Annotated in this window: 12 protein-coding genes; 3 read left to right on the forward strand and 9 right to left on the reverse strand. The window is 39.3% G+C overall.

Annotated elements, in window-relative coordinates; all coding sequences use genetic code 11:
• Positions 1-52 precede the first annotated feature (52 nt).
• Positions 53-1,663, reverse strand: coding sequence for a glycoside hydrolase family 13 protein (locus NML75_RS00150; protein ID WP_254731048.1), 1,611 nt, complete (start codon positions 1,661-1,663; stop codon positions 53-55).
• Positions 1,664-1,816: 153 nt separating this feature from the next.
• On the opposite strand from NML75_RS00150, the gene NML75_RS00155 reads away from it, so the two are divergent.
• Positions 1,817-3,301: a DUF1846 domain-containing protein gene (locus NML75_RS00155; RefSeq protein ID WP_006149519.1), complete on the forward strand. Its 1,485-nt coding sequence runs from the start codon at positions 1,817-1,819 to the stop codon at positions 3,299-3,301.
• A gap of 157 nt (positions 3,302-3,458) precedes the next feature.
• Positions 3,459-4,934: a M protein trans-acting positive regulator PRD domain-containing protein gene (locus NML75_RS00160; protein ID WP_254731052.1), complete on the forward strand. Its 1,476-nt coding sequence runs from the start codon at positions 3,459-3,461 to the stop codon at positions 4,932-4,934.
• Between the two features lie 77 nt (positions 4,935-5,011).
• On the opposite strand, the gene NML75_RS00165 is transcribed toward NML75_RS00160, so the two are convergent.
• The 7 genes from NML75_RS00165 to NML75_RS00195 all read right to left on the reverse strand — a co-directional run bounded on the left by NML75_RS00165 (position 5,012) and on the right by NML75_RS00195 (position 11,107).
• Entirely contained in the window at positions 5,012-5,539 is a 528-nt protein-coding gene (locus NML75_RS00165; RefSeq protein WP_254731055.1) for a hypothetical protein, read from the reverse strand.
• 104 nt (positions 5,540-5,643) lie between these two features.
• Positions 5,644-7,452, reverse strand: coding sequence for a glutamine--fructose-6-phosphate transaminase (isomerizing) (gene glmS / locus NML75_RS00170; protein WP_254731058.1), 1,809 nt, complete (start codon positions 7,450-7,452; stop codon positions 5,644-5,646).
• Between the two features lie 248 nt (positions 7,453-7,700).
• On the reverse strand, positions 7,701-7,991 hold the full coding sequence (locus NML75_RS00175) for a DUF5960 family protein (protein ID WP_254731061.1): 291 nt from the start codon (positions 7,989-7,991) through the stop codon (positions 7,701-7,703).
• Positions 7,984-8,346: a hypothetical protein gene (locus tag NML75_RS00180; protein WP_254731064.1), complete on the reverse strand. Its 363-nt coding sequence runs from the start codon at positions 8,344-8,346 to the stop codon at positions 7,984-7,986. Before NML75_RS00180 ends, NML75_RS00175 begins: the two co-directional genes overlap by 8 nt.
• Positions 8,343-9,758: a Y-family DNA polymerase gene (locus tag NML75_RS00185; protein WP_254731068.1), complete on the reverse strand. Its 1,416-nt coding sequence runs from the start codon at positions 9,756-9,758 to the stop codon at positions 8,343-8,345. Before NML75_RS00185 ends, NML75_RS00180 begins: the two co-directional genes overlap by 4 nt.
• Positions 9,759-9,761: 3 nt before the next feature.
• Positions 9,762-10,448 carry an XRE family transcriptional regulator gene (locus NML75_RS00190; protein ID WP_254731071.1) on the reverse strand — a complete coding sequence of 229 codons (687 nt, stop codon included), beginning with the start codon at positions 10,446-10,448 and terminating at the stop codon, positions 9,762-9,764.
• A gap of 146 nt (positions 10,449-10,594) precedes the next feature.
• On the reverse strand, positions 10,595-11,107 hold the full coding sequence (locus NML75_RS00195) for a GNAT family N-acetyltransferase (protein ID WP_254731074.1): 513 nt from the start codon (positions 11,105-11,107) through the stop codon (positions 10,595-10,597).
• 125 nt (positions 11,108-11,232) lie between these two features.
• On the opposite strand from NML75_RS00195, the gene NML75_RS08810 reads away from it, so the two are divergent.
• Positions 11,233-11,364: a hypothetical protein gene (locus NML75_RS08810; RefSeq protein WP_261674156.1), complete on the forward strand. Its 132-nt coding sequence runs from the start codon at positions 11,233-11,235 to the stop codon at positions 11,362-11,364.
• A 40-nt stretch (positions 11,365-11,404) separates the two neighbouring features.
• Here NML75_RS08810 and NML75_RS00200 read toward each other — a convergent pair whose 3' ends face one another.
• Entirely contained in the window at positions 11,405-11,977 is a 573-nt protein-coding gene (locus NML75_RS00200; RefSeq protein WP_254731077.1) for a DUF6287 domain-containing protein, read from the reverse strand.
• Positions 11,978-12,029 lie beyond the last annotated feature (52 nt).

Here is a 12,029-nt window from a genome sequence, read left to right on the forward strand (position 1 = left end):
CACTTATTTTAGAAAAAAACTCAAGCATCTTGGATACTTGAGTTTTTAAGGTTTAATTGGTCAATTCGACACAGAATGCATCCCAAGGAGCTAGTGTTAGTTGCTCGAGTTTTTCTTGAACCTCGGTGTTAGCAACTAAGATTGATTTGAGAACTCCATCAAAGTGAAATTCTTGTTCTTGACTTGAGAGGTTAACGACTACTAGGAAACGGCGTTTCCCATCCTTGCGAATATAGGAAAAGATTTTCTCAGCTGTTTCTAATAATTCAAAGTCAGCTTGAACCAACCAGCTGTTCTCCTTGCGAAGTTGGACTAGTTTTTGATAGGTATAAAAGATAGAATCTGGATTTGCTAAAGCCTCTTCTACATTTATCTTCGCATAGTTTGGATTAACTCCCAACCAAGGCTTCACATTTGAAAATCCAGCATAATCGCTAGCATCCCATTGCATTGGGGTACGGGCATTGTCTCGCCCTACTGTACGAATACTGTCCATAATTTGCTCGAGTGGAACACCTTGCTCAAGCGCTTCTTTGGCGTAGTTGACAGACTCAATATCTTCAACTTGCTCCAAGCTTTCAAATGGGAAATTGGTCATACCGATTTCTTCACCTTGATAGATATAGGGTGTCCCTCTCATCAAGTGAAGTAAAATCGCAAAAGCCTTGGCTGACTTCTCACGGTATTGGCCTTCATCACCCCAGATAGAAACGATTCGTGGAAGGTCGTGGTTATTCCAAAATAGGGAATTCCAGCCCTCTTCAACTCCTAATTCTGTCTGCCATTTATTGAAAATCTCTTTTAATTTCCCAACATTTAGCTCTTTTTGGTACTGCCACTTAGGTTGTCCTTCCTGATACTGAAGACAGATATGTTCAAACTGGAAGACCATAGACAACTCTTGACCTTCTGGATTCGAATAACGTTTAGCTTCTTCTGGATTTGCTCCCCAAGTTTCCCCTACTGTCAAAAGGTCTTTGCCACCGAAAGTAGCCTGATTCATTTCCTTGAGGTAGGGATGAAGCATGGGACCATTGTTGACAATCTTCTGGTCAGGTATCTTCCCAATCATGTCAATAACGTCCATACGGAATCCACCAATCCCTTTATCAATCCAGAAATTCATCATCTCATAGATTTTATGACGGAGCTCTTCGTTTTCCCAGTTGAGGTCTGGTTGTTTCTTACTGAAAAAGTGTAGATAGTATTGACCCGATTTTTCATCATATTCCCATGCAGAACCACTAAAAGTAGAGGTTAAATCATTGGGTTTATCTCGCCAAATATAGTAGTCACGTTTGGGACTTTGAGGATTTTCACACGCTTCAATAAACCAAGCATGCTCATCGGATGTATGATTGACAACCAAATCCATAATGATTCGAATATCTCTTTTTTTAGCTTCAGCAATCAGCTCGTCCATGTCTTCCATGGTTCCAAAGATAGAAGCAATGTCTTGATAATTGGCAATATCATAACCATTGTCATCCATAGGGCTATCGTAAACTGGCGAAAGCCAAATTGCTGTAATCCCAAGCTTAGCTAAATAATCTAACTTGCTAGTAATTCCAGGCAAATCACCAATTCCATCCCCATTACTATCCTTAAAACTTTTAGGGTAGACTTGATAGACTACGGCATTGTGCCACCATTTTTCTTGCATCTTTTCACCTCATTATTTTAATAATCTATGGTCTATGATAGCGCTTTTCATAATTTTATGCAAGCGTTTGCTTTATCTTTTTTTCTTACTTTTGTGACTCTCTAGTTTCTTATCTTCTATTTTTTTTATATAATAGAAAACAGAGGTAAAAAAATGAAAAAACAAGCTTTTAGTTCTGAAAAATATTTGAATCTGCAACGCGACCATATCTTGGAACGCATCAACCAATTTGACGGCAAACTCTACTTGGAGTTTGGGGGCAAGATGTTGGAGGACTTCCACGCTGCCCGTGTACTTCCTGGATATGAGCCGGATAACAAAATCAAACTCTTGCAAGAGTTGAAAGAACAAGTCGAGGTTGTTATTGCCATTAACGCTAGCAATATCGAGCACTCAAAGGCTCGTGGAGACTTGGGCATTTCATACGACCAAGAAGTGCTACGTTTGATTGATAAATTTAACGAACTTGGTATCTTTGTTGGTTCTGTTGTTATCACACAATACGCCGGTCAACCTGCTGCAGATACCTTCCGTAATCAATTAGCAAAAAATGGGATTGACTCTTATCTCCACTACCCAATCAAGGGTTATCCGACAGATATGGACCATATCATCTCTCCTGAAGGTATGGGGAAAAACGACTATATCAAAACGAGTCGCAATTTAATTGTCGTGACTGCTCCTGGACCTGGTTCAGGTAAGTTGGCAACTTGTATGTCCAACATGTACCACGACCAACTGAATGGTATCAAATCCGGTTATGCTAAGTTTGAAACCTTCCCAGTTTGGAATCTACCTCTCCATCATCCAGTTAACCTGGCTTATGAGGCTGCTACTGCAGACCTTGACGATGTCAATATGATTGACCCATTCCATCTCCAAACTTATGGAGAAACTACAGTCAACTACAACCGTGATATCGAAATTTTCCCTGTTCTCAAACGTATGCTCGAACGTATCTTGGGTGAATCTCCTTATGCATCTCCAACTGACATGGGTGTAAATATGGTTGGTTTTGCAATCACTGATAACGATGCTGCAATTGAAGCATCAAAACAAGAGATTATCCGTCGCTACTACCAAACAGTTCTCGACTTTAAAGCCGAAAAAGTTGCTGAGTCTGCTGTCAAGAAAATCGAACTTCTCATGAATGATCTCGGCATCACGCCAGCTGACCGTAAGGTTGCTGTTGCCGCTCGACAAAAAGCTGAAGAAACAGATGGACCTGCTCTAGCACTTGAGTTACCTTCTGGTGAAATTGTCACTGGTAAGAACTCGGAACTCTTTGGTCCGACAGCTGCTGCCGTGATCAATGCTATCAAGAAGTCAGCGAACATCGATGCCGAAACCAAGTTAATTGAACCAGAAGTGGTAAAACCAATCCAAGGTTTGAAAATCAATCACTTAGGTAGTCGCAATCCACGTCTTCATTCTAACGAAATTCTCATTGCTCTTGCAATTACAGCTATGCAGAATCCGGATGCAGACCGTGCTATGAAAGAACTCGGAAATCTCAAGGGAAGCGAAGCTCATTCTACGATTATCTTAACAGATGAAGACAAGAACGTTCTCCGTAAATTGGGAATTAACGTAACCTTTGATCCATACTACCAATACGATCGTTTATATCGTAAATAGATTGAAGACTCGTAGGAATTTCTTATCAAGCATCACCCCTCTTCGATAGATTTCGAATCTCTCTTAAGGGGTGACTTTCTTTTATGCTAGAATTCTGACAATCTCCAATTATCTTCTTTTCTAATTATTCTAACATTACTTCGGGAGTTTATTAAAAATGAGAGAATTACTCAGCCAAAAAGAGCAAAGGCAATTAAAGATTTTAGAATATTTGTTTGAAAACCCTGATTGGATTTACCTAGATGATTTATCTAAAACCATTGGACACAATGCTCGCATCATTAAAAGTGATATCAAAGAATTACGTGAAATCTTTCCTGATTTTGATATTCGACACTCAACTGCGGGAATTATGATGGTGAATACAAAAAATAATGGCATCGAGCGAATTTACCAATATTTTTTACAGACGTCTGAGTATTTTCAAATTTTAAAAGCATTTTTCCTTTTGGACAGCCCCTTTACCTATGAGCATCTTGCCGAATCTCTGGATATTTCCCTTCCTTCTTTGAGAAAGAAAATTGCGGATATCAATAAGACACTTGATGGAACTTACCGCTTTAAGCTCAAGGTAACCCCAATCTCTATTATTGGAAATGAAAAAGATATTCGATTTTTCTTCTCCCAATTTTTCCACGAAGCTTATAATTTTCTGGACTGGCCATTTGAGGAGGTTAAGGAAGAAAATATAAATGATTTTGTCTCTTTCTTCATCAATTTGGCGAAATTCCCTGCAAAATATCAAAATCTTTACCAAATCAGAACGAAGGCTACAGTCGATTTGCACCGAATGAAGAGAGGATATTTCGTTCAGTTATCAAAACAAAACATTTCCTGGTTAAATCCTATTTTCGACCAACTACCCGATTTTCAACATCAGTTACAAGAATTGGCCCAAGGACTTAACATTGATATCAATCCGGAAAATCTCTATCAAATCTTCAGTCCATTTGCTGAACCTAGCCTCTTCTTCACAGTCGAAGACTTTCTAGCTGCTCGTCAATCTGACGAAAAAGTTAATTTGTCCTATCATGCTGCACGAGACATTCTGGACAACTTAACTCGAAAATTTGGCGTCCAATTTTCAAATACGGATACTTTAATTTGGAACTTGCACAATACTGCCTTACTCGAGCGAAGAGAAATCAACTCCGAATCGATCATTTCACAAAATAAAGACTATACACTTGGAAAGATTAAAAAATTCTTCCCTAATTTTTATGAAGCAACAGTCTTTGAAATGATGCGCTATAAGAATATTATGGGACAAAAGGAGAAGATACCTGCTCTTTCTCACCTGATCTACACCCTGTTTACTCACGCAGAGGGGCTTACAGATCAATTATTTGAACATAAAAAGAAAGTCAAAGTCTTAGTTCTCAGTGAGTATGACTTTGCTCATCCAGAATTCTTAATATCTCTCTACGAATTCCATACTTCAAATAACATCCAGTATGAAACTTGGGATAAAGAAACCCTAAATATCGAAGAAATTAGGCAAAGTGACTATGACGCTATTATCACTAATTTTGATATTAAAGAAATCGATAATAAGCGAATCATGAACATTAGCCGACTATCTATTCTGCAAGTTGTTAACGAACTTAATAAGATTTCTATGCAAGATTTATAATTTTAAAAACCTCCTAGAAAGAATCTAGGAGGTTTTTAGTAATCTATGTTTTTCTACAGAATCATGAACCAAACACATTATTCAAAATCAACAGTCTTATTCTTAATCACAAGCTTAGTATGAGCTGTTATATATTGTCGGTCAAGGGTTGTTGTAACTTCCCCTTCACCATTTATAATATGCCAAGCTCCATCTTTATGAACAACCATAGCAACTTCTTGTTTGTTTTTATCTTCATTCTTAACAGCCAAGGCATAGGCGTCATCGACCCCTTCTAGCAAGAGTTCTTTGTTGCTACTGAGTGTCAGTAGATAATAGGCTCCGTCTCGAACACCAATATCGTATTGTTGATTCACAAATATGGTTTTGTCGTAGCTAGGTCTTGGTTCAGAAGTCCCTGATCCATTTCCAAGAATACTTTTAAAAGTACTTTTTTGTTTTTCTGACTCTGCCTGTTCTTGAGATTTGATAAATTCCTGAACTGCAGCAATCTTTTCACTCTCTTGTTTCTTTGCAGCTCTCATTTGATGAATAATGACAGTCCGAATCAAAAACGAACTTGCTAACAAGAGTCCTATGATAGATGAAATTTTCCCCTTTTTCATTTCCGCTCCAATCTCCTTATACTTCACTATTAACGACTTTTCTATAGTATAACAAGATTTTTATAGGATGACAAGAAATGTTAGCATTTAGTAACAGGACTTCCTTATTCTACCGTTACAGACTTAGCAAGATTCCGTGGTTTGTCCACATCGAGTCCACGGTGTAGGGTTGCAAAGTAAGCGACTAATTGTGTTGGTACGACCATTGAGATTGGTGAGAGGTAAGGGTGTACGGTCGTAAGAACGATATCGTCTGTATCTTTTGCAACATTTTCCTCAGCAATAGTAAGGACCTTAGCACCACGCGCTGCCACTTCTTGGATATTTCCACGAGTGTGGTTAGCAAGAACTGAGTCTGACAAGAGGGCCAAAACAGGTGTCCCATCTTCAATCAAAGCAATGGTTCCATGCTTGAGTTCTCCTGCCGCAAAACCTTCACACTGGATGTAAGAAATCTCTTTGAGTTTGAGACTGGCTTCCATGGCTACATAGTAATCTTGACCACGTCCGATGTAAAAGGCATTGCGAGTTGTTTCAAGAAGGTCACGAACCTTAGCATCAATCAATTCTTTTTCTGAAAGAGTTGATTCGATAGACTGAGCTACGATTGACAATTCGTGAACTAGGTCAAAAGCTTTGGCTTTTTCATTCCCATTTGCTTCACCAACCGCTTTTGCAAGAAAGGCAAGAGCTGCGATTTGCGCCGTATAAGCCTTGGTTGATGCTACAGCAATTTCAGGTCCTGCATGAAGAAGCATGGTATGGTTTGCTTCACGAGAAAGAGTGGATCCTGGGACGTTTGTCACTGTCAAGCTTGGGATTCCCATTTCATTAGCCTTAACCAAAACCTGACGGCTATCAGCTGTTTCACCAGATTGGCTGATAAAGATGAAAAGTGGTTTCTTGCTGAGAAGTGGCATACCATAGCCCCACTCAGAGGAGATACCGAGTTCAACTGGCGTATCTGTCAATTCTTCTAGCATCTTCTTAGAAGCAAATCCTGCATGGTAAGATGTTCCAGCTGCAAGGATGTAGATACGGTCTGCATCTTGAACAGCCTTGATGATAGCTGGGTCTACCACTACTTGGCCAGCCTCATCTGTGTAAGTTTGGATCAACTTACGCATCACAGTTGGTTGCTCATCGATTTCCTTGAGCATGTAGTAAGGATAAGTTCCCTTACCGATATCAGACAAGTCAAGTTCAGCAGTGTAGCTAGCACGCTCACGACGATTGCCATCATAGTCTTGAACTTCAACGCTATCAGCTTTCACGATTACCAACTCTTGATCATGGATTTCCATGTATTGGTTAGTTTCACGAATCATAGCCATGGCGTCTGAGCAGACCATGTTATAGCCTTCTCCAAGGCCAATCAAGAGAGGTGATTTATTCTTGGCCACATAGATGACATCTGGATTTTCAGAGTCGATCAAGGCAAAAGCATAAGAACCACGGATGATATGAAGAGCTTTTTTGAAGGCTTCAAGTACTGACAAGCCGTCTTCTTCTGCAAATTTTCCAATCAAGTGAACGGCGATTTCTGTATCCGTTTGTCCCTTGAAGTTGTGTCCTGAAAGGTATTCTTCCTTAATTTCAAGATAATTTTCGATCACCCCATTGTGGACCAAGACAAAACGTCCTGTCTCAGAGAGATGTGGGTGAGCATTATCTTCTGTTGGTTTCCCATGAGTGGCCCAACGAGTATGTCCGATACCAGTTGTTCCCTCAACCCCAGCTGTCTTAGCAGACAATTCTGCGATACGTCCAACAGCCTTGACTAAATGGCTCTCAGCACCACCTAGAACAAAAATCCCCGCAGAATCATAACCACGGTATTCGAGTTTTTCAAGTCCTTGAATCAAAATGTCAGTTGCATTTGTGTTTCCAACAACACCAACAATTCCACACATAGTATATACGACACAGACCAGCTGTGCTTTCTCCTTAAAATTGGTATAGTCTGATTTTCTGTTTTTAGAATCAGCGAAAACAGTATATACTTGTTTCTTTTACTTGTCAAGAATAAAAATTGGTATAGTTCAATTGCTTTTAAACAGCAAACAAAAAACCATTCAAGAAACAGCTCTTGAACGGCTGAAAATTATAGTTGTTTTCAGTGTTATTATTGCAACAAATATATCTAAGATAAGAATTTTTACTAATGATTTCGCCCCAGTCCAAGATAGGTATAGGTTCGAGTACGTGGACAATCTTTTTCCATCTTCACTCTAAAATAAAACCGATGTTCCCTACCGTCCTTGGCATTTTCCTTGTTCAAGACAAAGTAGTCCTTTTGGTTCATAGCCATGGTTCGTAGAATGTCGTCAATCAAGAAAGTCAAGGGTACATTCATGGCAGAGTATTTTTGGAAATCTTCCTCAAAACGAATATAGTCATCTGAAAAATAATCCATCTGCAATTTGTTTTCATATAACTCTTTTCTAGTCATCAACTTCCTCCTGACAAAGTTGAATTGCGAGAATATCATCTAGCCTGATTAATCGATAGCCTTCATCCGTTCTAACCGAGATTTCTTGAGGAGATAATTCTCTTACTTCACCCAATATCGTGTTTTTATGTTTTTGCTCCTTGACCACAAAAGAGCCTTTTAGTCGCCCAACGTAGAGCTGGGAAAGTAGCAACAACTTCTCGACTGAATTCAAATCTGTCGATAAATCCACACGATTTTTTTCTGCACTGAGTGAACTCGTATACTCCGATAGAAAAAAGCCCATCCACTTCTGCATGCCTGGATCTTGATAGTCCCTCGCAGATTGAAAGGGCAAATAAGAGCGATCAATCATTTTAGTCCATCTAATCCTCCAGCAGAGTGCCCTCCGATCAGCTTACTTCTGGCAATACTTCTCGATGAATCCTCTAAGGCAGTCGCCTTCAAAAGGGAAGTAAAGCCGAATTGTTCTCGAATGGAATCAATGGCTGTCTGGAGCCTTTCTTCTTTTTCTACTTTATCAACATCATCAAAAAGGGAAATCAAAGCAAAGGATTCGTCCACAAATCCTGAATAACTAACGGCAACACTTCTGACGGCTCCAGAAGTATATTTGCTATGGAATAATTTCAGTACATAACTGACTAAAAGACTGGTATTATTGGTCGGCTCCACCTTCATCTGGGTATGGATGGAGCGTTTTTGTTCCTGCTTAGAAAACCCAAGATGAATAGACACAACTGTCGTCTTCTTTCTGGCCCGTCGAAGCCTGATAGCCACCTGCTCAGCCATCTCTCGAAGGATAATTTCGATGTCTCGCTGCTTGACATAATCTCTCGGTAAAATTTGCGAATTACCTAAGCCGTGAGATTTGGCTTTATAGGGCTTGTGAACATTACTCTCATCAATTCCATTGGCATGAAACCACAAGCGAAGGCCAGCTTGGCCAAGTTCCTTCTTCAGGACATCAGGATTGCTATTGGCTAATTCCTTAATCGAATAGATTTCCAAGCTATTCAAACGCTTCTCCATCCGATGCCCAATCCCCCAAAAGTCGGTCATTTTTGGAATGGACCAGACCTTATTTCCCACGTCCTGGTAAGACCAATTGGCTCGCATAGTCGGTGTGTGCTTGGCTTCATTATCCAAGGCCAACTTAGCAAGCAGGGGATTGGCATTCGACATACCGACTGTCGAGTAAATCCCGGTCTGTCGCCAGATATCCCTCTGGATACGAGCCGAAAGCATGTCCAGCTTATCTTTACGAGAAATCTGCTGATCTGGGACAAAATAATTGAGCGAACTGGTTAGATCAATAAAGCCTTCATCAATTGAATAAGGATAAATATCATCTGGACTTCCATAATTCTGGAAAATGCGCTGAATTTCCATGTTGACTGCGATATACTTATCCATCCGAGGAGGGACAATCACGGTCACCCGAGCCCAGTCTTCGATAAATTTCACATAGGCTGGGTCTATCCGTAAACCTTGTTTCTTGGCATTGTAGTAGGAAAATTTACGCGTCTTGATATCAAAGGGGAGGTCATAGGCACGCCCTACATTTGCTTTCCCAAAGACCTTTTTAAACATAGGTGAGGAGGCAAGAATAAGCCCAACAGAATTATCCGCCCGACTCATGACACAAAGGGAGGTTTTGAGGGGATGGAGCCCTCTTCCTACACACTCAACGCTAGCATAAAAGGACTTCATATCGACAAAGGCAATATCACTTTTGGGCTCTCTGGAATAATCAAAGTAGCCCATAGGCTATCCCTCCATGGGTACGAAATTGCCCACGATAATACCCACAATCCGCGGATCTTCTTCGTAAGAAATGTGAATATCCTTATATTTAGGATTGATGGAAACCAAACGTAAGCCATCTTCTTCTCGGTAGACCCGTTTGATATAGGTCTGATTGTTGCAGACCACTGCATAGACAGCACCGTCATAATCAAATCCGGTCTCCCGAATCAGAGCTACTGAACCATTTTGATATTTGGGTTCCATGGAATCTCCAGAGACCCATGAAGCAAAATCGTGAGCTAGTTCCTCATTAAAGTAAACCGTATCAAAGTTTCGATCATCATAAACCGAAGCACCAATCCCAGCTGACATGCGTTCATAGACATGATACTCGAAAAGTTTTTCTGAAATAGCAGTCACCTTCTTGGCTTGTTCTTCTTGAGCCAAGTCGCGAGCATAGACTATCACCTTTTCTTTTCCTTTATTGGAAAGGCTATTATAGAGACGGACAATCTCGATTTGAGTAAAATAGCCTTTTGGTACTTTTAAAATCTCTTCTAACTGTTTAACTTTTTCTTTAGAAGGCTCCTTGACTCCACGCTCCCAAGCCGAATAAGCCTGAAAACTAATCCCAAGCTTCTCTGCAATCTCTTTCTGTGTTAATTTTAGCTCTTTTCTCCGAGCCTTAAGTTTTTCTGGTTGGTACATGATTTACCTCCTAGCCTGATGTTTTCATCGTAAGTTGACTTTATTTTTAAAATTCAACCATTTTGGTTTAGTTTTATTATATAAAAAAAGTAGACGAATGTCTACTAGAAATGTTGAGTTTTGGCAAACGACTGGTAATGATGATGCTATAGATTCCTTATCTCAAATACTGCCGTATGAATCCACTCGTTATGCATTTGAAAGTCATTTTCTATGATTTTACTAAAGGTGAAACCATTTTTTAAAAGCACTCTCTGAGAGGCCTGATTGTCCCTCGCCGTCCCTGCGATAATCTTATGTAAACCATAAGTAGTAAAGGCCTTTTCTAAAACGAGTTTAACCGCTTCACTTGCATAACCTAAATTAGTAACATTTTCTCCGATCCTATATCCAAGTTCTGCTGTTTTTCGATCATCCTCTAAGACACTTAAATTGATTCTTCCGACCATAGTACCTTGTGCATCTCTAATAAGATGCATGTAGACATCATGATTCTCTTGTTCCCTTAACAATTCCCTTGTAATTTCTTTAAAGCCTTCTGAATCAAAATAGGTAGCTGGTCTAGGAGGTAAATTCCGCTCAAAATACTCCCGATTTTCTTTTTCAAAAGAATAAACATCTATGCTATTTTCTTCAGACATCAGCTCTAAACTTATCATTGTAAACCACCTCCTATCATTCTATAAATTCAAATGTACTCATGTTCACACAAAGTGACATTTACAGAATTTACAGAGATATCTTAATTTATTCATATCGTATCTACATTATAACACAACATACTATGAAGAAAAATAATACCCGTCAAGGTCCTCATAAATTCCAACATCTTGCTAAACAGGCTGGAACGCCTATGGAAGCTATTTTTGAAGCATACTTGATTAACCTTCATAAAATGATCACAACTCACAAATAAAGAAGAAAACCACCCCAAATTTGATGAGATGGTTAATCATTTAGTCTACTTTATAAAAAACTTGTTCTGAGCTAGTTGGAGCAGCTTGACCAGCAGTAAGTCTGTTTTTACTTAAGTCAGAATCTAACCCATCTATAATAAGTCCAGCAGGGTAAACACTCATTCCATACCCTGTAAAACCAGATCTAACACTGAATTCAATAGTTCCATGGTTACCCATGCTCACTTTCTCAATGTTCCCACTGTTTACTAATCCATTTTTATCAAATGTAAACTCTTGGCCAAGTCCATTTCTCCACGTTCCAACTAGAGTAGAGAAATCTCCATTTAGAATGGCTTGCTCATCTATTTTTTGTGATTTAGCATTCGTTTGCTCTTCTTGTGTCGAGAGTTTTTCCTCAGTAGTCGTAACACTATCTTGAGTAGTCGTTGAACTAGTGGTTGTTGTACTAGTCGCTGTCGTACTAGTAGTAGAAACCTGTTCTGTTGTAGCATTTACTGCTTCTACATCTTGCTTCTTATGATTAAAGAAGAACACAAAACTTATCAGTACTATAGCAATTAAGCAACTTAACAGAATCAAAATCCAATTGATGCCTTTTCCTATTTTCATTTATAACTCCTTTATATTATTCGTATTTAATTATATCATACTAAACTCATAC

The organism is Streptococcus sp. CF4-3 (assembly GCF_024295385.1).
GTDB classification, from domain to species: Bacteria; Bacillota; Bacilli; order Lactobacillales; family Streptococcaceae; genus Streptococcus; species Streptococcus infantis_I.